The sequence below is a fragment of the Terriglobus roseus genome (assembly GCF_900102185.1).
In the GTDB taxonomy this organism is placed as follows: Bacteria; Acidobacteriota; Terriglobia; order Terriglobales; family Acidobacteriaceae; genus Terriglobus; species Terriglobus roseus_A.
This window is the reverse complement of the sequence record NZ_LT629690.1, coordinates 4,770,550-4,793,130: the sequence shown is the minus strand read 5'-3', so window position 1 is coordinate 4,793,130 and position 22,581 is coordinate 4,770,550. Positions and strand designations below refer to the sequence as shown.

Genomic DNA, 22,581 nt, shown 5'->3' with positions numbered 1-22,581 from the left:
GGCAAGACTCAACTTGCCGTCTTTTCTGCTTTCAAATCCACCTTTTCGATGGCCGAAACAGGTGGCAGCTCACCGTTGACAATCTTCTTCTCTGCGACCGCGCGCTCAATCTCTGAGTTCACTTCGCCCCCCAGCAGAATCATCACGCCGGAAAGATAAAACCACAACAGCAGGATGATTACAGCGCCTAGCGAACCATACGTCACCGAGTAGCTGTTGAAGTAATGGAGATACACACGCAGCGCAACGGAACCTGCAATCCATCCGAGCAATCCCACCACACCCCCCGGAGTGAACCAACGCCATACGCGATGCTGCACATCCGGGCAGCAGTAATACATCACTTCAAAGGACAAAATCACCAATAACGACGCCACAATCCAATAGATCACGCGGAGCATGATGGCCAGTACCCAGGCACCACGAAACAGGTGAGCGAGATAATTCGCTGCAAGGTCGCCACCAAAGAGAACAAGCACAGACGCAAGAATCAATGAGCCCACAACCAATGTGAGCCCCATCGCCTCTGCACGGGCCTTCCAGAAAGGGCGCGTTTCCCTCACGCGATACACAGAGTTCAGCGTGTCCTGCAGCGCCGATATACCAACGCTTGCAGAGAACAGCGCGAACAAAAGTCCGAACGTAACTTTCCCTGGCGTGGATGCGCTAGTTGTCTGGCGAAATGTATCTGTCACAAGCGCAAAGGCCGTAGGAGGAATCAACTGGCCGAGCTTGTTCAACAACGCAAAGTACAGATGACTCGAGGACTTCGCGATCAAACCCATCAGCGACGAAATCGCAATCAGCGCTGGGAAAATGGCAGAGAAGAAAGCATACGCAAGTTGTGATGCGCGGCCGAAAAGGTTGTCATCATCAATGCCCTTCCAGGTACGCTTCGCCACTTCTTTCAGCGGAACTCCACGTAGATCCCACATACGATGGATCGGCGAACTCTGCACCAGCGCCCACGCATTCTTCTCCATCGTATGCAGACGGCTTTCCGGGCTATGCATGGTTGGCTGCGTCATTGCAGGTACCTCGCATGTGCCGAAGCTACAGGCACAGAACGGACGCAACGGTCCGTGGAACTCGAGTTCCTGCGTTGTTCAGATGCGGGAAGGTGCCGGACTGTCGTCCGCGCAAAGAAGAGGTATTACAGCCCGACAAACTCCGGCGTTGCTGCGATCAAAGCCTGTGTGTAAGCCTCGCGTGGATGTTCACAGATGCTAACCGCATCACCCACTTCCACCAGCTCGCCGCGACGCATCACTGCAACGCGATCGCACAAATATCGCACCAGCGGCATGGAATGTGAGATGAACAGGCACGTTAATCCCCGCGTCTGCTGCAGTGAACGCAGCAGGTTAATCACCTGCGCCCCCACGGAAACATCCAACGCGCTTACCGGCTCATCCAGAACAAGAAACTCCGGTCGCAGCGCTAACGCGCGCGCAATGTTGATGCGTTGCCGCTGGCCTCCGCTGAACGCATGCGGATAGCGATCCAATGCAGAAGCATCCAATCCCACTTCGCGCAGCATCGCCGTCAACATCTCTTCCATCGACTTCCCTTGCAGTGCCTCTTCGCCATGAATAGCAAACGGTTCAGCAAGAATGTCGCGCACGCACATGCGGGGATCAAGCGCGGCAAAGGGGTCCTGAAACACCACCCCCATACGACGCCGCAACATCTTCATTTCGCTGCGTCCTGCCTTCAGCACATCCACGCCATCAAAATGAACTGCGCCCTGCGTTGGCTCAATCAATCGCAGCACCATGCGCGCCACGGTGCTCTTGCCGCTGCCGCTTTCTCCCACCAGCCCCAGGATTTCTCCTCGTGCAATGGAAAGCGAAACATCGCTCACCACGCGGCTGTTGCCGTATTCCTTCACAAGCCCTTCGGCAACCAATAGCGGTGCATTCATAATGCGGATGCTACCAAACCGCGCGCATCCGGCGCGTCATTTGAGAATGAAGCATCCTCAAACGGCATATCTGACTCTATGCTGGTGTTGAACATGGCCATGCTCCGCTCCATCCTCATTCTGCTTTCTGCGCAATTGGTGGGCGAAGCGCTGCACCGCGCGCTGCATCTCTCGCTGCCCGGCCCGGTGCTTGGCATGGCTTTGCTAGCAGCCGTTCTGCTCCTGCGCAAACGTGAACCGGATGCAGCCCTGGTACAAACGTCCAACGGCTTGCTCAGATGGCTGGGTCTGCTCTTCATTCCCGCAGGCGCAGCCATCGTGGCCGACCTTGGATTCTTCCGCACAGCATGGTTCCCCACGATAATGGCCCTGCTCGTCTCGACGGCATTCACCATCATCGTCACCGCACTCGTCATGCAGTGGCTCCTCCATCGCGGCGAACGTGTCACGCTCAGTGAGGAACAGTAACGATGACCGGGCTACTCACCCTGCCGCTCTTCCTGCTTCCACTGACCATCCTCTTCTATCTCGCAGGCGTGTGGCTGCAGCGACGCACAGGTTCTCCCATCGCCAATCCCACGCTCATTGGCATTGTCCTCGTCGGCATCACGATCAAGCTGCTGCACATCCCGTACACGCGGTACTTCACCAGCGTGCAGATCCTGCACTTCATGCTGGGACCAGCCACCGTCGCACTCGCAATTCCCATGGTGCTCTCGCTAGAGCACCTTCGCCGGGGCCTGCTTCCAACGCTGATCGCACTCATCGCAGGTTCGCTCACTGGAGCCACCAGCGCCTACGGCATCGTCCTCCTTTGTGGCGGCAGCCACACGCTGGCACTCTCCATGATGCCCAAGTCCCTCACCACGCCCATCGCTATGGGGGTATCGGACGCAATCGGCGGCACGGCATCGCTCACTGCCATCTTCGCGGTAGTGGGCGGCATCATCACCGCCATCATCCTGCCCATGCTGCTTCGCATCCTCCGCGTACACCATCCCGCAGCCACCGGACTCACCGCAGGCACAGCAGGCGCCGCCATCGCAGCCGCTTCCGTCATCCCCCTCGGCCCCATCCCAGCGGCCTTTGCAGGCATCGCCATTGGCGTCAACGGCCTCATCACAGCGCTGCTGGCGCCGGTGCTCGTGCGCCTTTTCCAGCACCTCTAAATTGCATTCACACTTGAATCTGGCGCACTTTGACAAGCATCATGGAATGCATCCATGACAAGCGCCGGATCAACCAAGCCCATCAATACACCCGCGCAGGTGCTGTTCGCCTCGCTCGTAGGCACCACCGTAGAGTTTTTCGATTTCTACATCTACGCCACAGCGGCCGTTATCGTCTTTCCGCAGCTTTTCTTCCCTGCGGGAGACCCCACAGCGGCAACGCTGCAATCGCTGGCCACCTTTGCGATTGCATTCATCGCCCGGCCAATCGGATCGGCGCTCTTTGGGCACTTCGGCGATCGCATTGGGCGAAAGACAACGCTGGTTCTGGCGCTTTCCACGATGGGCTTGTCCACTGTCGGCGTTGGCCTGTTGCCCACCTATAAGACGGCAGGTGTCTTCGCTTCACTGCTGCTGGCGCTATGTCGCTTTGGACAAGGCATCGGACTGGGTGGCGAATGGGGTGGCGCTGTGCTGCTGGCTACGGAAAATGCGCCTCCAAACAAGCGCGCCTGGTACGGCATGTTTCCGCAACTTGGAGCGCCCATCGGCTTCTTCTTTTCCAGCGCCGTCTTCCTTGTGCTTTCTCAATGGATGACGCCTGCGCAGTTCCTCTCGTACGGCTGGCGCCTGCCGTTCCTGGCCAGCGGTGTTCTTGTTCTTCTGGGCCTCTATGTACGACTCACCATTACGGAAACGCCCGTCTTCGCCGCATCCATGGCGCGCCGTGAAGCCCAGCGCGTGCCGATCCTCTCTGTCGTGAAGAACCACTTCGGCGTACTGGTCGCGGGTATCCTCGCCAGCTTGTCCGCCTTCGTTGCGTTCTATCTGATGATCGTCTTCACGCTGGCCTGGGCCACGAAAGCTCTCGGCTACTCCAAGCCAGACTTCCTGAAGATGCAATTGGTTGGCGTACTCTTCTTCGCGCTCGCCATCCCCGCTGCGGCGCTGCTCGCAGAAAAGGGACGCAAGCCCGTCATGATCGGCATCAACATCGCCATCGCGGCCTACGGCTTTGTCTTCGCTCCGCTCTTTCAGGCAGGGCACGGCGGCGCACAACTCATGCTCATCCTGGGCCTCACTCTAATGGGCCTTGTCTATGGACCGCTGGGCACCGTTCTCTCGGAGCTGTTCCCCACACCCGTGCGTTACACCGGCAGTTCGCTCGCGTTCAGCGTCGCCGGAATCCTGGGCGCTTCACTCGCGCCGTATATCGCTCTGTGGCTGGCACAACACTACGGGCTGAAGTACGTGGGTTATTACCTCAGCTCCTCCGCCGTGCTCACCATGATTGGCCTGCTCGCCATCCGCGAAACAAAGCACAGCGACATGGCCGCAGCCGTCCAGGCTCCGTAGGCTCTACAACGCAGGATGTGCCAGGTGGAAGCGTGTCTTCTCTTGGTACATCCGCGCAAAGGCCAGCAACCGCGCATCGTCATAGAGCTGGCCCAGGAACGTGATGCTCACCGGTGTTCCCGGTCCCCCCACATTCATACGACCACCATCACTCGTGTCCTGCGGCAACGGTGCATCCTGACCACGCAGCCCATTCGGCACAATCACCGCAGGATGCCCGCTCAGGTTGGTTGCTGTCAGTTGTGGTCCGCCACTGGGCGTAACGATTATGTCCACCGACGCAAACAGCTTGGCCAACTCCGCAATGATCAACGACCGCGCTCGCATTGCCTGCACATAATCCACGCCGCTATACATGCGAGCGGTGCGGAACTGATTTGGCCAATCGTTGGGCGACTGCTCCGTCAGCAGATTCACGCGACCATTCCGCGTAATCTCATCGAACGACGCCGCAGCCTCCACACCCAAGACTTTGCTGATGGAAGAAAACGGCAGCGCAGGCAGCTTCACCGGAATCAACTTGATCCCCATGCCGCGCAACGCGTCTAGAGTGGCGCGATCATACTTGCTGTCATAGCGCTGGCGCTCAAAGTTACGTTCGCGCTGTTCCCGCTGTGCTGGTGTCTCGTCCTTCTCCGCGGCACGCGGTGTTGGCTCCGCGAATGCGCTCTCCAGATAGCCCACGCGTAACGAATCCATTTTGATTGCAGGTGTTCCTGCGAAGTGAACATCAGAACGAACAGACAGATCCTTCTCATCGGCACCAGCAATCGCAGCCATCACAAGCGCAGCATCCTGAACGTTGTGACAGATCGGTCCCAGCTTATCCATGCTCCAGCTCAACGCCATCGCACCTGTGCGCGGTACAAAGCCAAACGTGGGCCGATGACCCGTCGTACCGCACCGAGTACTTGGCGAAGAGATCGATCCTTGCGTCTCCGATCCAATCGCAAACGCGCAGCATCCCGCAGCCACAGCAGAAGCAGGCCCAGCCGACGACCCGCTCGAGCCCTGCTTCGGATTCCAAGGATTACGCGTCTTTCCGCCAAACCAAAGATCGCCCTGCGCAAGCGCGCCCAACGTTAACTTGGCAATCAACACCGCACCCGCTGCATCCAGTCGCTGCACCACGGTGGCGTCTTCGTCGATCACCTGATGCTCAAACCCGCCCGCGCCCCACGTCGTGGGATAGCCCTTCACAGCAAGCAGGTCTTTCGCGCCCCACGGAATGCCGTGCAACGGCCCACGCCACTTGCCTTTTGCCGCCTCCGCATCCAACGTAGCCGCCTGTTTCAATGCGCGCTCTTCCGTCGCCGTGATCAGTAAATGCAGCTTCGGATCGAGCCGACGCAAGCGTTCCAAGTAGAACTTCGCCAGTTCTACTGCGCTGATCTTCTTCGCACGCAGCAACGCGCCCAGTTCCCCGATGGAAGCGAAGGCCAACTTCTCCTTGTTCGCGAGCAGCGTCGCATCCGCCTTCTCATGGACTTGTTCTGCGCTGGCACCGGCTTTCGGCATCACAAATCCCACCGGGCGCGGATCGAACACATCCGCAGGCGCAACGGAATTTGGAAGATGGAGATCGCGAATCGCCTGCAGTCCCTTGAGCTGCGTGATCACGTCGCCCAGCATCATCTTCTTCTGCTCATCCGTCAGCGTAATGCCAGCAATCGCTGCAGCCGCGTCCAGCATCTCTACCGTGATCGCAGGGTTCTCACTAATCCTGGGCGCTTCATACTTGGCCGCCTGTTGCGCAGAGGCACTCTGCGCCATCAATCCCAGCAACGCCCCCGGAAACAACGTCTGCCCCAATCCTGCGGCGCCACACCGCTCCAGAAACTCTCGCCTGTCCATCATGCCCTTCACTCTACCGCGCTTCTCTGCGCAGCGACATGCAAATTCGCATCTACGACACACACAAACAAGCGCCGTTCCGCCCGCAACGCGCGTCTAAGCCTGAGAATGATGCGTTTCCCTACAGCACTCTGCAATGGCTTGGCGATGACATGCCTGCTGGCCTCTCTCTGCGCCGCGCAGTCTCCAACGACGCCGGCAGTGACGAAAGCGCCGCTGCACACACTTCCCGCACAGCGAACCGAAATCGTTGGCTATTTCCCGCAATGGGGTATCTACAACCGCCGTTACATCGCGGTCGATCTCATCCACAGCGGTGCCGTGCGCTCGCTTACACAACTGGACTACTCGCAAGCCAACATCAGCAACAACGCGTGCGCCCTTGCCGATTCCAAGGCAGACACGGAAATGGTGTTCAAAGCAGAAGACTCCATTGACGGCGTAGCCGATCAGCCGGATGCTCCCCTGCGTGGCAACTTCCATCAACTGCAACTGCTGAAAGCACGCTATCCAAAGCTGCGCATCCTGATCTCCATCGAGGGCAGACCCGACCTCTTTGCAGAGGCCGCGAAGCCTGAAAACCGCGCGGCTTTTGTCCATTCCTGCATCGCACGATTCCTCGAAGGCCATATCGCTTCCGGAGTGGAAGCACCGCATCTCTTCGACGGCATCGATGTGGACTGGGAATATCCCGACGCAGATCACGCAGACGACTTCTACGCACTGATGGCAGAGTTCCGCCGCCAGATGGATGCCATCCGATTGAAATCAACGGCGCTGCGTGCAGGCACTTCGCAACGCGGTTTCACCCTCTCCATCGCCAGCGGTGCCGCTCAAAAACACATCACACCAATTGACTGGAAACGTGTCGCCGCTAACGTAGATCAGATTGGCGTTATGGCTTACGACTACTACGGCCCTTGGGCACGCGATACGGGATTCCACGCACCACTCGCATCTGCCAATCCAAAAGCGGAGACAGTTACCACCACCATCAACGCGTACCTTGCTGCCGGTGCGCCTGCGAAACAGCTTCTGTTGGGCGTTCCCTTTTATGCCTATCAATGGCATAACGTCGCACAGGGCGGAAGCTATGGGCTCAACAGCAAAGGCGACCCTGTCCGTGGCAATTTGAATCAATCCACCGCTGTCACACTCATGCAGAATCCAGGCGCGCATCTCTACCGTGATCCTCTGTCGCACGCTCCCTGGATCTACGATGGCGACAACTTCCTCACCTTTGAGGATGCCGTCTCACTGCAGGCAAAAACCGCCTTCGCTCGCGAGAACAACCTCGGCGGCATCATGGTCTGGGAACTGAGTGGCGACACGAACGATGCGCAGCTGCTGCACGCCTTGTCGAAAGACACTCCAACAAACAAAGTAAGTTCAGAACACTAACTTGTTCGCAAACGCGAAGAGGATGCCAGTGAATGGCATCCTCTTCGTATTTCTGGTCACAGTGGACGATTAATCGCCAGCAACTGGTTCCAACTGTCCGTGCGGTTGCGTTGCCTTCTTGCCCGTCAACTTGCGGCCCCAGCGCTCAACGCGTTCGCGCCAGCGATCGAAGTACAGGTAAACCACGGGGGTAGTGAACAGCGTCAGGCACTGCGACACAATGAGTCCACCGATGATGGTGATACCCAGAGGACGACGCAGTTCCGAACCAACGCCTGCTCCGAACGCCAGCGGAACACCGCCAAGCAGCGCAGCCATCGTCGTCATCATGATAGGACGGAAGCGCAGCAGGCAAGCCTCATAGATGGCTTGCTCTGCAGTCTTGCCATGCTCACGCTCGGCAACAATCGCAAAGTCGATCATCATGATCGCGTTTTTCTTCACGATACCGATCAACAGCAAGATACCGATCATTGCGATGACCGACATATCCACCTGCGTCAGCAACAGAGCCACAACAGCGCCCACACCCGCAGAAGGCAGCGTGGAGAGAATCGTCAACGGATGGATGAAGCTTTCATACAGAACGCCCAGGACGATATACACCGCCGTCAGCGCCAGCAGCACCAGGACAGGAACCGTGGAAAGCGAATCCTGGAAGGCAGCCGCGGTTCCCTGGAATCCGCCACTGATATTTGCAGGCATGCCAATCGCATTACGTGCGTTCTCAATCGAAAGCGCAGCGTCTGACAGAGCCACACCCGGCGCTAGGTTGAACGAAAGCGTTGCCGATGGTGACAAGCCCTGGTGATTCACCTGCAGCGGAATACGCTGATTTTCAAAGTGCGTGATGGCCGACAGCGGAACCTGTGTTCCATTACTGGTCTTCACGAAAATCTCGCGCAACTGTTCCGGAGTAGCCTGCCATTGCGGAGCCACTTCCATCACCACGTGATATTGATTCAACGGTTTATACGTAGTGGAAACCTGACGCTGACCGAACGCAGCGTTAAGTGTCTGGTCAATCGTCAGCGCGCTGATACCAAGTCGCGACGCGGTATCACGATCGATGACCAACTTCGCTTCCAGGCCATGGTCCTGCTGATCGGTCGCCACGTCGCGAAGCTGTGGCGTCTTCATCATCTGAGCCATCATCAACGGCGCCCAGTGATTCAGGTCAGCAACAGAATCCGCAGACAGCGTGTATTGGTACTGCGTAGCAGACTGGCGACCACCAATATTCAACTCCTGCTGCGACTGCAGGTAAGCCACCACACCCGGTGTGCGCGACAGTTTCGGTCGAAGGCGATTGATGATGTCATCTGCATTCGCCTTGTCCTTGCGTTGGTCCAAATTCTTCAGTGAAACAAACAGATTGCCTTGGTTTGAAGCACCACCGCCAGGGCCGCCGCCACCAACGAACGCCATCACATTCTCAATGTCAGGGTCCTGTTTCATGATGGTGGCCATGTCGATGATCTTCTGCTTCATCACACTGAACGACACATCCTGCTGCCCCTGAATACGACCACCCAAGCGGCCAGTATCCTGCTGCGGGAAGAAGCCTTTCGGAACAATCGCAAACAGATAGATGTTCAGTCCAAACGTGACCAGCCAGATGATCAGCACCGGCAACTGATGGCGCAGCACCCATGTCAATCCGCGCTCGTATTCTTCGCGAAGCCAGACGAAGAACTTCTCGCTCCACAGATACAGCTTGCCGTGTTTCCGTTCGCTATGTGGCTCAAGGAACTTCGCGGACAGCATCGGTGTCGTTGTCAGTGAAACCACCAGCGACATCAGAATCGCGACGGACAACGTAACAGCAAACTCGCGGAAGAGACGGCCCACAATGCCGCCCATCAACAGAATCGGGATGAACACGGCAATGAGCGAAATGCTCATGGACATCACAGTGAATCCGATTTCCTTCGAACCCACCATCGCCGCGTGATATGGATCAAGCCCATCTTCCAGATGACGCGAGATGTTTTCGATCACCACGATCGCATCGTCCACGATGAAGCCCGTCGAAATGGTCAGCGCCATCAATGACAGGTTGTCCAGCGTATATCCGAGCAGATACATGATTCCGAACGTGCCAAGGATCGACAGCGGCACGGACACCGATGGAATCAACGTGGAACGCACTTCGCGCAGGAAGGCAAAGACCACCAACACCACCAGTACGATGGTCAGGATCATGGTCTGCGTAATGTCTTTCACCGATGCACGCACGGTCTGCGTACGGTCCAGCGAAACCTGTAGCTTAATCGCGGGATTGATCGCCGCCTGCAACTGAGGAAGTTGCGCTAGTACACGATCCACCGTCTCAATCACGTTCGCGCCGGGAGACTTGAATACCGTAAGCAGGATGGCTGGTTTGCCGTTGAACTGACCATATGTCAGATTGTTCTCGACGGAATCCACCACGTCGCCCACATCACCAATGCGTACGATGCCAACGCCCTTTGAAGGTGTGGGTGCTGTCTGGTTCGAAGCAAAGTTGCTTACCGCAGCAGACGCATAGCCAGCGCCACTATTAATGTTCGCGTTCGTGCTTGCAACGGTCGCGCTATTGGCACTGCTGATGGCGCTGGCAACGTTCGATTGCAACCCATTGTTGGCGGTCGCATTTGTAACCGAACCGCCAGTGATTGCCACAATGCGAGGACGATACGCGTTGGCGCCAAAGAGTTGATCTGTAGTGGATACGGACCAACGCTTCTCATCGCCGTTCAGGTATCCCGTCGGCTCCAGAACATTAATCGTCTGGATCGCCGCCGCCAATTGCAGCAGCGATAGGTTGTACGACGTGAGCTGATTCGGATTCGCCTCGACGCGCACGCCAGGCTTTGCGGAACCGCCCACGAAGGTCTGGCCCACACCCTGAATTGCCGCAATCTTCTGCGCCAGGATCGAGTCAGCGGCGTCGTAAATCTGCGGCACAGTGAGCGTGTCGCTGGTCATCGCCAGAATCAGAATCGGAGCTTCAGAAGGATTGATCTTTCGATAGCTGGGATTCTGCGGCATGTTCGCCGGCAACTGTGCACGCGCCGCGCTGATAGCGGCCTGCACATCACGGGCAGCACCATTGATATCGCGGTTCAGGTCGAACTGCATCGTGATGTTTGCAGATCCCTGTGACGACGTCGAGGTCATCTGGTTGATGCCCGCGATACGAGAGAACTGGCGCTCCAACGGAGTCGCGACAGACGACGCCATCGTCTCCGGGTCACCGCCCGGAACACTTGCGCCCACACTGATGACCGGAAACTCTACGTTTGGCAGCGAAGATACCGGCAACATTTTGTACGCCACTGCGCCGGCAAGAATGATCGCAAAAGAGAGCAGGAACGTCGCAATCGGACGCTGAATAAACGGCTTTGAAAAATGGACGCCCGCAATACCACCAAGCGGGTCGGACTCGCCCTCTGCCCGAGCAGCATTCTTGCGCTCATCTTCTGCAGTGGCGTGCTCATGCGGATAGTGATCCCCACCGCGCACAAAGCGTTCATCCAGACGGGCGCGGTCCCCCGGACGGACATGCTCCGTGGGTGTCTTATCGCCGGGTTCGGGTGCTGTATTCATTGCATCGGTCCTTGTGTTGGACAGGAAAAACCAGTCATTAGCTCAATCGCGCATAACGAACGCGACTTAATCTCCAGTCGCATAGTGCGGTTCGTCTTCATGCAGATGGGCCAACCGTTCGCGGTCACCCTCTTCCGTTCCCAGATACTTGCGTCCAATGCGATCAAAGAACAGGTACACCACCGGCGTCGTATACAGCGTCAGTACCTGCGAAACAATCAGGCCGCCAATGATCGTGATACCCAAAGGACGACGCAGCTCTGATCCAGTGCCGGTGCCCAATGCCAGCGGCACACCGCCCAACAGTGCAGCCATCGTCGTCATCATGATGGGACGGAAGCGAAGCAAGCAAGCCTGATAAATCGACTCTTCCGGCGTCTTGCCGCCTTCGCGTTCTGCTTCCAGCGCAAAGTCGATCATCATGATGGCGTTCTTCTTCACAATGCCGATCAGAAGGATGATGCCGATCAACGCAATCACCGAAAGATTGGTTCCGGTGATAAACAACGCCAGGATTGCACCCACACCTGCTGACGGCAGCGTGGAAAGAATCGTGATGGGGTGAATGTAGCTTTCGTACAGAACACCCAGAACGATGTACACCGTGATCAACGCAGCCAGGATCAGGATGGGCTCATTCGAAAGCGATGCTTCGAACGATGCCGCCGTTCCCTGGAAGTTCGCATTCACGCTCAGCGGCATATTCAGCTCTTTTTCCGCTTTACGTACCTGCGAAACAGCGTCACCGATGGAGTATCCCGGAGCCAGGTTGAACGAGATGTTCACTGACGGGAATTGCCCTTCGTGCGAGATAGCCAGCGTTGTCTTCTTCGACTCAAAGTGCGTGAAGGCGGAGAGAGGAACCTGTGTTCCGCTGGATGACTTCACATAAATGTTGTCCAGCGCAGTCGGGCTCTTCTGGTACTGCGGCGCCACTTCCAGAATCACGTGGTACTGATTCTGTTGAGTGAACATGGTCGATACCTGACGCTGCCCAAAGGCGTCGTACAACGTGTCGTCAATATTTTGCGGCGTAATCCCCAGTCGTGACGCGGTATCGCGATCGATGACCAACGATGCTTCCAAACCTTCCGTCGTTTGATCGGAAGCAACGTCTGCCAGCGCAGGCAGTGTCTTGAACTTCTGCAGGATGCGATTCGTCCACACCACCAGCTCATCGCTGTTCGCATCTTCCACGGAGTACTGATACTGCGTGCGTGCGGTGCGGTTTTCTACCGTCAGATCCTGCAACGGCTGCATGTACGCCTTGATGCCTTCCACCTTGTCCAGGTTCGGCTGCAGGCGACGAATGATGTCGGAAGCACTCGTCTTGCGATCTTCACGGTCCTTCAGGTTGATCTGAATGCGGCCCGAGTTCAGCGTCTGATTCGTCGCATCAATACCGATGAACGACGAAAGCGAGTCCACATCCGGATCTTTCAGGATGGCATTCGCCAGTGCCTGCTGTCGTTGGCTCATTGCATTAAAGCTGATGTCCTGCGGTGCATCCGTAATGGCCAGAATCACACCCGTATCCTGCACCGGGAAGAAGCCCTTCGGCACCCACATGTACATCAACAATGTCAGAACAAAAGTACCCGCCGTCACCAGCAAGGTAAATGTCTGGTGGCGCAGCACCCAGCGCACGCCGGTGGCATACCGAGCGATAACCCAATTGAAGAAGTCTTCGCTAACCTTGTAGAACTTGCCCTTCTCATGTTCCGGCGTATGCTTCAGCAGCTTGGCCGCCATCATCGGCGTCAGCGTCAGCGAAACCACGGCAGACACAAGAATCGTCACCGACAGCGTCACGGCAAACTCGCGGAATAAGCGGCCCACGATATCGCCCATGAACAGCAGCGGAATCAACACGGCGATGAGCGAAATGGTCAGCGACAGAATCGTAAAGCCGATCTGCTCCGATCCCATCAGCGCTGCTTCCAGCGGCGAATGTCCTTCTTCCAGATAACGGTCGATGTTCTCGACCATCACGATGGCGTCGTCCACCACAAAGCCGGTCGAAATCGTCAGCGCCATCAGCGACAGGTTGTTCAGCGAATAACCCAGCAGGTACATCACCGCGAACGTGCCCACAATAGACAGCGGCACCGCGACCGACGGAATAATCGTCGCGCGCCACGAACGCAGGAACAAGAAGATAACGAAGATGACCAGCGCGATGGTCAGCATCAGTTCGAACTGCACATCCGCAACGGAAGCGCGGATGGTGCCTGTACGATCCGTCAGCGTCTCAAGCTTTACTGATGCGGGCAATGTCGCCTGCAACTTCGGCAACAGCGCTTCAATACGATCGACGACGCCGATGATGTTCGCGCCGGGCTGACGCTGAATGTTGATGATGACGGCCGGCTGCGTATTCGGATTGCCTTCGTCATCACGACGTCCCATCCACGCGGCCTGGAAGGAGTTCTCCGCTCCATCAACTGAATTGGCGACGTCGCTCATGCGTACCGGAGACCCGTTGCGATAGGCAACGATGACATCCTGGTAGTCCTTCGCGGACAACAGCTGGTCATTCGCGCCGATGGTGTAGCTCTGCAGACGGCCGTTCAGGTTACCCTTCGCCTGGTCGACGTTTGCAGCTGCCAGCGCCGTACGCAGATCCTCCAACGACATGCCGTAACCGGCCAGCGTCGTCGGGTTGGCCTGGATACGCACACCCGGCTTCTGTCCGCCCGCAATCGAAACGAGACCTACGCCAGAGAGCTGTGAGATCTTGTTGGCCAGAATCGTATCGGCCAGATCTTCCACCTTCGTCAGCGGCAGCGTCTTCGACGTCAAAGCCAGCGTCAGAATCGGCGCGTCGGCCGGATTCACCTTGTTGTAAATCGGTGGGTTGGGCAGATTCTGGGGCAGGTAGCTGCTGGCAGCATTAATTGCCGCCTGCACGTCCTGCTGCGCCACGTCGATGGATTCCGACAGATTGAACTGCAGCGTAATGATCGATCCGCCGCCAGAGGACGTCGACGTCATCTGCGTCAGACCCGGAATCTGGCCGAACTGGCGTTCCAGCGCACCCGTAACAGCAGAGGTCATCACCGACGGTGATGCGCCGGGGTAGTAGGTCTGCACCTGGATCGTTGGGTAATCGACCTGCGGCAGCGCCGAGACCGGCAGCTGCGTATAGGCAACGCCACCCGCCAGCAAAACGGCAACCATCAACAAAACTGTGGCGACCGGACGAAGAATAAATGGCCGGGACGGACTCATGCGCGGAGGCTCCGGAAAGGGTAAACAGGCCGGGACGGGGCGTTAAGCCTTCCGTTCCGGCCTGGAACATCAGTTGTCAGCAGCATTGCCGCTGAGTGACCGGCATCGCTGCCGGGAAATCTACTGCTGTGGCCGACGACGACCCGAGCCATTGGCCCCGTTGCTCATCTGGCCATTCGCGCCTTCACGATTCTGGTTCGGAGTGTGGCTGGAACCCAAACCGCTGCTATCCGTGCCAGCTGCTCCTTGCCCCTGCCCGCGGCGTCCTGCCATTGCCGGAGAAACATCCGAATCACGACCGTTGCTGAAATCACCAGCGCCGGGATTGGGGTTCACCTTCTGCGCATCAGGATTCTGGGCCGCCTTACGAGCCGCCTGCATATCGTCGGAAGGACGCGGGATCACACGGCTACCGGGCTGCAGCTTCTCCTGGCCGTCCGTCACCACTTGGTCACCCGGCTTCAGACCGCTGCGCAAAATCACATTCGTACCCTGCGTGCTGTCCACAACAACCTGCACCACCTGCACCGGGAAATTCTGGTTGCTGGGACGAGCGCCGCCGGCACCAGCCTGACCACCAGCGCGTCCACCCGAACCACCGGCTGCATTCGCGTCGGCCGATCCTGGACCTGCTGCGGTATTCGCGCCACCAGCGGGAGCATTTGCACCACCGCCATTGGCATTGCCGCCGCCGTTACGTCCACCGCGACCACCACCAGCAGCACCGCCACCCGCAACCGGGTTGGCCTGTCCCTTGGTGCGATCAATCGCATAAACAAACGTGCCGCCATTGCCGGTCTGAATTGCCGCGGCAGGAATCACCAACGAATTCGGACGATTCTCCAGAATCAGATGGATGTTCACAAACTGATTCGGATAGAGCTCATTGCTCTCGTTCTGGAAGACAGCCTTCAGCTTCGCCGTACCAGTCGTCGTATCAATCTGGTTGTCCACCGTCAGCAGCGAACCGGTTGCCAGCTTCTGCGAGTTGGAACGATCCCAAGCCTCTGCCACCAGCTTCTGGCCGCCACGCATGTGCGAGAACACCTGCGGAATCTGGTCTTCCGGCAGCGTGAAGATTACGGCAATGGGCTGTACCTGTGTAATCACCACCAGACCGGTCGTAGCAGCAGCCGAAACGATATTGCCCACGTCTACCTGGCGCAGACCGACAACACCGTTAATGGGCGACGTGATACGCGTGTAGTTCAGGTTCACCTGTGCCGCATCAATCGCGGCGCGATCGGCAGCCAAAGTTCCCACAGCCTGTCCAGCGGTGGATTCCTGCGTCTGTGTGGATTCCTTGCTCACAACGCCGGCAGCATAAAGCTGGCTGTAACGCTGTGCCTGAGCCTGTGCGTACGCCGCATTTGCCTGATCGCGGGTGAGGTTTCCTTTTGCCTGTTCCAGGGCCGCAGCATAAGGACGCGGATCAATCTCAATCAGCAACTGCCCCTGCTTCACACGCTGACCTTCAGTGAAGTTCACGCGCGTGATCTGACCATCCACGCGGCTGCGCAGCGTCACGGTGTTGTATGCCGTTACCGTGCCCAGCGCCTGCAGTGAGATCGGCATCGTCTTCAGCGTGGCCACGTCAAAGGCCACGGGGACAATCTGTCCTGCACCACCACCGCGGCGACCGCCTGGTCCGGCTGTCTCCTTCGGCTTGTTGGTCACAATGCGGTACACCACAAAACCAATCGCACCACCCACCAACAGGATGAGAATCAGGACGCGCAGCCACGAACCGCCCTTCTTCGGCTCTCCCGGATGCTGCGATGCATCATTGGCCAGACCGGTCGAAGAAGGCGAAGCGTGGTCCGGCAGCGCCGGGTGCGAAGAAGAGACTGGGTGCTCGCTGGCAGTAAGCGACATACGTTTGCGTAGAACCGTCCTGATTTTTTCAGATTGAGGTGTGTCACTGGCATGGCCGGAAATCCGGCATACTCTCTTTGACTATAAGGAATGACGGACACCCCTGACATAAGGTTTCGTGAGAATTCATTCGAAGCACCCATGTGCGCAAATAGCGCGTCTTTATAATCGCCATGTCGCCGGGTCTTTATTCTGGCTTCCCCGAATCACCGATTGAGACAGACAGGGAGTTGCAAGCCATGGAAGACGATCGCCTGACCGGCGTCGCCGCAACAGCATACCCAGAGGCAAATGGAGCCCAAGATGTGCCTCTGTGCGTGGATCTTGACGGCACCCTGGTCAAAAGCGACACCCTGATCGACGCGGTTCTCCTGCTGGTTCGCCAGCAGCCCACCTCTCCCCTGCACTGGCCCCGTTGGGTCAGCAAGGGCCGGGCGGGGTTCAAACGCGAAATCACCGGTCGCGCCCGGGTCGACGTCGAATTCCTGCCCTACAACCAGCCGCTGCTGGATTATCTGTGGGAACAACATGCGCTCGGACGCCGAATTTATCTCGCAACTGCTGCAGACATTGGATTTGCGCGACAGGTGGCAGCCCATTTTGGCGACCTGTTCACAGGGGTTCTGGCCTCTGACGGCACCCTGAATCTGGCAGGTGCAAACAAGCTGAAGGCCTTCCAGGACCTCTTTCCCGAGGGTTTCACCTACATCGGTAACGCCATTCCCGATCGCACGCTCCTGCGCGAAAGTGTCCTTCCCATGGTAGCCAATCCGCATCGGAAACTGCGGAAGGCCCTCCAGCTCGACCGCACTGCCATTCACCGCGAATTTATCGACCGCAGGTCCACCTCCAAGGTCTTTTTAAAGACGATCCGGGCGCACCAATGGGCGAAGAATGCCTTGATCTTCCTGCCCACCATCCTGGCCCACGACTTCTCCGGGCGCAGCTTGATCGCCTGCCTTTTGGCGTTCTTCTCCCTGTCCTTCTGCGCCAGCGCGACCTACATCATCAACGATCTGCTCGACATTGAGGCGGACCGCCGTCACCCACGAAAGCGCCTCAGGCCCTTCGCCTCAGGAGACCTCTCACCCATCGCGGGTGTGGCAATTGTGGTTGCGTTCTTCCTGATTGCCGTGGTGCTCGCGGTGCTCGTACCCCACACAGCCACTCATTTCAACGGGACGGTACAGCGAACAGGACTGCTCCAGGCACCAGACAGTTTCGTCCTGTGGCTTGGCATTTATACCGTCACTACACTGGCTTATTCCTTTGTTTTGAAGAGAATGGTCCTCGTCGACGTCATCGTACTAAGCGGCCTGTACACCATCCGCCTACTGGCTGGTGCGGCTGCCAGTGGCGTGTTCATCTCAGAGTGGCTGGCCGCATTCTCCATCTTCTTCTTCCTCTCGCTCGCCTTCGTCAAGCGCTTCAGCGAGCTTGAACTGATGGTCGCCAGCGGGCGCGACAAAGCCTCAGGACGTGGCTACGGCACCGGCGACATCGAACAACTGCGCGCCCTTGGAACCTCCAGCGCATTTGCTGCCGTCGTCGTTCTCAGCATGTACATCTCAAACCTGACGGCGGCGCACCTGTACACCCACATGAGCCGCCTGTGGCTCATCGAACCGGTGCTGATTCTGTGGATCAGCCGTGTCTGGCTGCTGGCCAGCCGTGGTCAGTTGCATGAAGACCCGGTCGTCTACGCCATCACCGATCGCATGAGCTGGCTGTTAGGCGCTGTATGCGCTCTCATCGTCTGGCTCGCCCTGTAGCGCCTCGCGCTCGTTTATCCTGTAAAGACGCATCATGACGGATACCATCACACCCCTGAGCGCGTTCGATGACGCCTCGCTTGACCAGGCCTTCCGCGCGCTCACGGACGAAGTTCGCTCCGCAGCCGCGCAACTGACCACGCCCGAGGCGCAGGAAAACTTCCGCCTCGACTGGCTTGGCCGCAAACAGGGCCGCCTGAAGCTGCTCAGCGAAAGCTGGCTCAAGACCGCGCCGCCCGAAGCGAAGAAGTCGCTCGGCATGCGCTTCAACGCCCTCAAGAACGAGATTGAAGCAGCGCTTCTCGCTGGCCCGACCAGCACAGCCGCAGAAGGTTCATCACTGGACCTCTCCCTGCCCGGCATCCGCCGCTCCATCGGCACGGAGCATCCGCTCACGCGCACCATGCGCGAAATGACCGCAGTCTTCGCCGCGCTGGGCTACTCCATCGGCATCGGCCCGGAAGTGGAAAGCGACTTCTACAACTTCGAAGCGCTCAACTTCCCGCCGAACCACCCTGCGCGCGACACGCAGGACACACTCGTCGTCGCCGATCAGGACAAGAAGCCGCTCCGCGAGCGCCTGTTGATGCGCACGCACACCTCGCCCGTGCAGATCCGCACCATGATCTCGCAGCCACCACCGCTGCGCATCGTCATCCCCGGCAAGGTGCATCGCAACGACGAAAGCGACGCCACGCACTCGCCTATCTTCCATCAGGTGGAAGGTCTCTGCGTCGACACGAACATCACCTTCAGCGACCTGAAGGGCACGCTCGACCACGCGATGAAAGCCTTCTTCGGCTCGTCCGTAAAGACGCGCTTCTTCCCATCGTTCTTCCCCTTCACGGAGCCCAGCGCGGACGTGCAGATCTCCTGCCCCTTCTGCGGGCAGAAGGGGTGCCGCAAGTGCAAGTACTCCGGCTGGATTGAACTTCTGGGATGCGGCATGGTCGATCCCGCTGTCTTCGCCGCAGTCGATCAGCGCCGCATTGAAAACGGACTCGAACCCGCATACGACAGCAAGAAGATCAGCGGCTTCGCCTTCGGCATGGGTGTGGAACGCATCGCCATGATGAAGTACGGCGTTGGCGACATCGGTCAGTTCTACTCCGGCGACCTTCGTTTCTTGTCGCAGTTTGTTTAGCGCGATAGCGCACAGGATTTGCAATGAATATTCTCAGCAACTGGCTGCGCGAATATCTTCCCGCGCTCGAAGTAAGTGACCGGCAACTCGCCGACGACCTCACCCTCCGCGGCATCGCCGTGGAGGGCGTACATGCGCTTCCCGATGGTGGTTCTTTGTTCGAAATGGACATCACCACCAACCGCGTCGACGCCATGAACCACTACGGCATCGCGCGCGAAGCTGCCACCATCTACGGCGTGCCATTGCTGCAACTGGAAGATCGCCGCGTACTGAACGCGGAAGGCGAGCCAGGCTGCGTTCCAACCGAGGCAAACGGTGCTTACCCCGTGCGCATCGACGCGCCCGAACTCTGCGGCCGTTTCACTGCGCAGGTCATCCGTGGCGTCACCGTCAAGCCCAGTGAAGGTATCGTCGCCGAGCGTTTCGCGCAGATCGGTCAAAAGCCCATCTCCAAAGCCGTCGACATCACCAACTACAACTGGCTCTCCATGGGCCACCCCACGCACGTCTTCGATCTCGACACCATCGAAGGCGGTATCATCGTGCGTCGCGCCCACGCGGGCGAGAAGATCACACTGCTCGACGGCAGCGAAAAAACGCTCACCACCGACGACGTTGTCATCGCTGATGAAAAGAAGGCTCTCAGTCTCGCCGGCGTGATGGGCGGATGGGACTCACGCGTCACCGAAGAGACGAAGAACATCCTCGTGGAAGCCGCATGGTTCGATCCCGCAACCATCCGCGCCACGTCTCGCCGCCACGGCCTGCACACCGACGCATCGCACCGCTACGAACGTGGTGCCGACCTCGGCGCGTGCGCTCTTGCGAACCGTCTGGTCACGCGTGGCGTCATCGCAGCCTGCGGTGGTGAAGCCATCGGCCCCATGAGCGATGTCGTCATCGAAGCGCAGGAACTGCGTACCACCAAGCGCCCACACGTCGCGCTCTCAGTCGAAGAAGTACAGCGCCTGCTCGGCACTACCATCGAGGAAAGCACCGCAGGCCATCTCGTTCCCGCGGATGTTGTGGAGCAATATCTGCAAGCACTCGGCTGCCATCTGCGCCCCAGTGCAGACGCGGCAGGCTATGAGGTCACACTCCCCTCATGGCGTCTCGATCTCGAACGCGAGATCGACCTCATTGAAGAAATCGCACGCGTCTACGGCTACAACCGATTCGCAGACACGCTGCCCAGCTTCTCCGGCGGCGTCATCGCTCTGCCGCACGCTGCGAAAGAAGAAATCGTGCGCACCACGCTGCTCGCGCTCGGCTGGACCGAAGCCATCAGCAGCACCTTCGCGTCCGAGACAGACTCCGCTCTCTTCACCACGGAATCTGCAGTGCCCATGGGCAATCCACTCAATGCGGAAGCAGGCAATCTGCGTCCGTCGCTGCTACCTGGAATGGCTGGCATGCTGCTGCTCAACAGCACACGCGACGTCGCCGCAGTCCGCCTCTTCGAGTACGGCACCGTCTTCATCGGTTCCACAGCACAGGTCAACGAGCATCCTTCGCTGACACTCGGCGCATACGGCAACGCATCTGCCACACGCACCATCGACGCCGCAGATGCACTCTTCTTCGAGGTCAAAGGCGCAGTAGAAGAACTACTCTCCCGCTTCGTCGCAAGCGCACCCACATTCTCTGGTGACAACCTTCCCAAGTGGATCGCACCCGGTCGCGGCGCATCCATCACACTCGAAGGCAAGACAATTGGTTGGTTCGGTGAACTAACCAATGAAGAACGTGAGCGCCGCAAGCTGAAGGAAAACGTCGTTCTCGCAGAGCTGAACGTCCCTGCGCTCTTCGCCTTCGACCTGAAGCAGCCGGCAGCCAAAGAGCCTTCGCGCTATCAGGCCGTCGAACGCGACTTCTCGTTCCTCTTCGCAGACAACATCACCTGGGCTGCAGTCTCACAGGCCATCGCCGCATTGAACATCGCAGAAATGATCTCGCTGCAACCCGTCGAAATCTTCCGCGATGCCAAGGGCAAGGCCGTTCCCAGAGGCGAATACTCGCTCCTCCTGCGCACCGTCTTCCAATCCCCGGAACACACATTGCGCGAAGAAGAAATCGCTGGATGGCAGGAAGCCATCGTCGCCGCACTCATCAAGCTCGGCGGCAAGCACCGCGCCGCATAAACAACACTTAGACAAAGCAAAAGGGATGCGCTAAAAACGCATCCCTTTGCTGTCTACACGCCGAAGGCGTCGAGAACAGTACCGAAACACCTACTGCGGAGGCTTCGGCGAGAAGTATCCCTTACGCGCACGCACGTGGTAGCGCTGGTCAACCGTGGAGAGATAGATCGTACGGAAGGAACCATCCTGTTGCAGCCCTGCAGGACGATAGCGCAGCGAATACTGCGAACGCAGTTCCGTCTCAATCTCCTGGAAACCCTTGGCCACATCTTCAATCTTGGTGGGGAAGAAGGTACGTCCGCCGGTCGCTTCGCTCAAACGCTGCAGAACATCATCGCCCTTATCGCGTGACGGCGAAACGTTCGTGGAGATGGTGTACACCAGCGTATCCGCACGCTGGCACTCCTTGATGGCTTCCTGCTCCTGCACCCGCGAGTAGTTATCCTCACCGTCAGAAACCACAATGAGAGCCTTACGAATCGTCTCGTTGCTGGTCACCGTCAGCATCTGGTCGCGGCACGTCTGATAGATCGCATCAAAGAACGCTGTACCGCCGCCGGGCCGCAACTTCTCAATCGCCGTGCTCAGCTTGTCGATGGAGTTGGTGTAATCCTGCACCAGGTCCAGTCGCACATCGAAACCGCTGACAAACGCCGCGTCCTGACGAGGGCGCAACACCTGTAGCAGAAACTCCGTCGCCGCCTGCTGTTCAAACTGGAAGCGCGTGCGGATGGAGTTCGACGTGTCCAGCATGATGCCAATGCGCAGGGGCAGATTTGCCTGCTGCGTAAAACTGATGATGCGTTCCGGACGTCGTCCATCATCCAGCAGGCCAAAGTCCTGCTGCTTCAGACCGGTGACAAAGCGGCCCTTCTTATCCGTGACAGTGAACACCTGGTACACCTCAGGCACGAAGGCCTTCAGCGTATAGCCGCCACCCTGCGCATCGCCCGTGGGCTGATCCGGCTGCGGAGCGTTCGCTCCAGGTTGTGGATTCGTATTCGCCGGTGGGAGCGGTGCAGACTGCTGCTGGGCAAACAATGGAATCGAAGCCGCCACCAGTGCAACGGTGCCAACGGTTCGAACAGCGAACTTACGAAAAACTGCCATACGGGGCGTA

14 protein-coding genes are annotated in these 22,581 nt (G+C 58.3%); 7 read left to right on the top strand and 7 right to left on the bottom strand.

Annotated elements, in window-relative coordinates; all coding sequences use genetic code 11:
• Positions 1-8: 8 nt before the first annotated feature.
• Together BLT38_RS20140 and BLT38_RS20135 are read right to left on the bottom strand one after the other, a co-directional pair.
• Positions 9-1,028 carry a YihY/virulence factor BrkB family protein gene (locus BLT38_RS20140; RefSeq protein WP_083346780.1) on the bottom strand — a complete coding sequence of 340 codons (1,020 nt, stop codon included), beginning with the start codon at positions 1,026-1,028 and terminating at the stop codon, positions 9-11.
• A gap of 125 nt (positions 1,029-1,153) precedes the next feature.
• Positions 1,154-1,924: an ATP-binding cassette domain-containing protein gene (locus BLT38_RS20135; RefSeq protein WP_083346779.1), complete on the bottom strand. Its 771-nt coding sequence runs from the start codon at positions 1,922-1,924 to the stop codon at positions 1,154-1,156.
• A 93-nt stretch (positions 1,925-2,017) separates the two neighbouring features.
• On the opposite strand from BLT38_RS20135, the gene BLT38_RS20130 reads away from it, so the two are divergent.
• Genes BLT38_RS20130 through BLT38_RS20120 form a run of 3 tightly spaced genes read left to right on the top strand, consistent with a single transcriptional unit; the run spans position 2,018 to position 4,449 of the window.
• Positions 2,018-2,392, top strand: coding sequence for a CidA/LrgA family protein (locus tag BLT38_RS20130; RefSeq protein WP_083347230.1), 375 nt, complete (start codon positions 2,018-2,020; stop codon positions 2,390-2,392).
• 2 nt (positions 2,393-2,394) lie between these two features.
• A complete protein-coding gene (locus BLT38_RS20125; RefSeq protein WP_083346778.1) occupies positions 2,395-3,093 on the top strand; it encodes an LrgB family protein in 699 nt (232 codons plus the stop codon).
• A gap of 54 nt (positions 3,094-3,147) precedes the next feature.
• On the top strand, positions 3,148-4,449 hold the full coding sequence (locus BLT38_RS20120) for an MFS transporter (protein ID WP_083346777.1): 1,302 nt from the start codon (positions 3,148-3,150) through the stop codon (positions 4,447-4,449).
• 3 nt (positions 4,450-4,452) lie between these two features.
• Here BLT38_RS20120 and BLT38_RS20115 read toward each other — a convergent pair whose 3' ends face one another.
• Entirely contained in the window at positions 4,453-6,306 is a 1,854-nt protein-coding gene (locus BLT38_RS20115; RefSeq protein ID WP_083346776.1) for an amidase, read from the bottom strand.
• 105 nt (positions 6,307-6,411) lie between these two features.
• Between BLT38_RS20115 and BLT38_RS20110 the strand changes: the two genes are divergently transcribed.
• Positions 6,412-7,704, top strand: a complete 1,293-nt coding sequence (locus BLT38_RS20110) for a glycoside hydrolase family 18 protein (RefSeq protein ID WP_231966640.1) — start codon at positions 6,412-6,414, stop codon at positions 7,702-7,704.
• A 69-nt stretch (positions 7,705-7,773) separates the two neighbouring features.
• On the opposite strand, the gene BLT38_RS20105 is transcribed toward BLT38_RS20110, so the two are convergent.
• From BLT38_RS20105 to BLT38_RS20095, 3 genes are all read right to left on the bottom strand, one after another.
• Entirely contained in the window at positions 7,774-11,295 is a 3,522-nt protein-coding gene (locus BLT38_RS20105; protein WP_083346775.1) for an efflux RND transporter permease subunit, read from the bottom strand.
• A gap of 66 nt (positions 11,296-11,361) precedes the next feature.
• Complete coding sequence (locus tag BLT38_RS20100) at positions 11,362-14,526, bottom strand: multidrug efflux RND transporter permease subunit (RefSeq protein WP_083346774.1); 3,165 nt, start codon at positions 14,524-14,526, stop codon at positions 11,362-11,364.
• Positions 14,527-14,646: 120 nt separating this feature from the next.
• Positions 14,647-16,401 (bottom strand): efflux RND transporter periplasmic adaptor subunit, encoded by a 1,755-nt coding sequence (locus BLT38_RS20095; RefSeq protein ID WP_083346773.1) that lies wholly within the window; start codon positions 16,399-16,401, stop codon positions 14,647-14,649.
• 239 nt (positions 16,402-16,640) lie between these two features.
• Between BLT38_RS20095 and BLT38_RS20090 the strand changes: the two genes are divergently transcribed.
• The 3 genes from BLT38_RS20090 to pheT are packed head-to-tail and all read left to right on the top strand — an operon-like array spanning position 16,641 to position 21,461.
• Positions 16,641-18,173, top strand: a complete 1,533-nt coding sequence (locus tag BLT38_RS20090) for a UbiA family prenyltransferase (RefSeq protein WP_083347228.1) — start codon at positions 16,641-16,643, stop codon at positions 18,171-18,173.
• 34 nt (positions 18,174-18,207) lie between these two features.
• A complete protein-coding gene (gene pheS / locus BLT38_RS20085; RefSeq protein WP_083346772.1) occupies positions 18,208-19,317 on the top strand; it encodes a phenylalanine--tRNA ligase subunit alpha in 1,110 nt (369 codons plus the stop codon).
• A 23-nt stretch (positions 19,318-19,340) separates the two neighbouring features.
• A complete protein-coding gene (gene pheT / locus BLT38_RS20080) occupies positions 19,341-21,461 on the top strand; it encodes a phenylalanine--tRNA ligase subunit beta (RefSeq protein WP_083346771.1) in 2,121 nt (706 codons plus the stop codon).
• A gap of 90 nt (positions 21,462-21,551) precedes the next feature.
• Here pheT and BLT38_RS20075 read toward each other — a convergent pair whose 3' ends face one another.
• Positions 21,552-22,571: a VWA domain-containing protein gene (locus BLT38_RS20075; protein ID WP_083346770.1), complete on the bottom strand. Its 1,020-nt coding sequence runs from the start codon at positions 22,569-22,571 to the stop codon at positions 21,552-21,554.
• Positions 22,572-22,581: the final 10 nt, after the last annotated feature.

Coding starts and splice junctions, on each gene's coding strand:
- BLT38_RS20140 (WP_083346780.1), bottom strand. CDS start 1,028: ATGACGCAGCCAACCATGCATAGCCCGGAAAGCCGTCTGCATACGATG.
- BLT38_RS20135 (WP_083346779.1), bottom strand. CDS start 1,924: ATGAATGCACCGCTATTGGTTGCCGAAGGGCTTGTGAAGGAATACGGC.
- BLT38_RS20130 (WP_083347230.1), top strand. CDS start 2,018: ATGGCCATGCTCCGCTCCATCCTCATTCTGCTTTCTGCGCAATTGGTG.
- BLT38_RS20125 (WP_083346778.1), top strand. CDS start 2,395: ATGACCGGGCTACTCACCCTGCCGCTCTTCCTGCTTCCACTGACCATC.
- BLT38_RS20120 (WP_083346777.1), top strand. CDS start 3,148: ATGACAAGCGCCGGATCAACCAAGCCCATCAATACACCCGCGCAGGTG.
- BLT38_RS20115 (WP_083346776.1), bottom strand. CDS start 6,306: ATGATGGACAGGCGAGAGTTTCTGGAGCGGTGTGGCGCCGCAGGATTG.
- BLT38_RS20110 (WP_231966640.1), top strand. CDS start 6,412: ATGATGCGTTTCCCTACAGCACTCTGCAATGGCTTGGCGATGACATGC.
- BLT38_RS20105 (WP_083346775.1), bottom strand. CDS start 11,295: ATGAATACAGCACCCGAACCCGGCGATAAGACACCCACGGAGCATGTC.
- BLT38_RS20100 (WP_083346774.1), bottom strand. CDS start 14,526: ATGAGTCCGTCCCGGCCATTTATTCTTCGTCCGGTCGCCACAGTTTTG.
- BLT38_RS20095 (WP_083346773.1), bottom strand. CDS start 16,401: ATGTCGCTTACTGCCAGCGAGCACCCAGTCTCTTCTTCGCACCCGGCG.
- BLT38_RS20090 (WP_083347228.1), top strand. CDS start 16,641: ATGGAAGACGATCGCCTGACCGGCGTCGCCGCAACAGCATACCCAGAG.
- pheS (WP_083346772.1), top strand. CDS start 18,208: ATGACGGATACCATCACACCCCTGAGCGCGTTCGATGACGCCTCGCTT.
- pheT (WP_083346771.1), top strand. CDS start 19,341: ATGAATATTCTCAGCAACTGGCTGCGCGAATATCTTCCCGCGCTCGAA.
- BLT38_RS20075 (WP_083346770.1), bottom strand. CDS start 22,571: ATGGCAGTTTTTCGTAAGTTCGCTGTTCGAACCGTTGGCACCGTTGCA.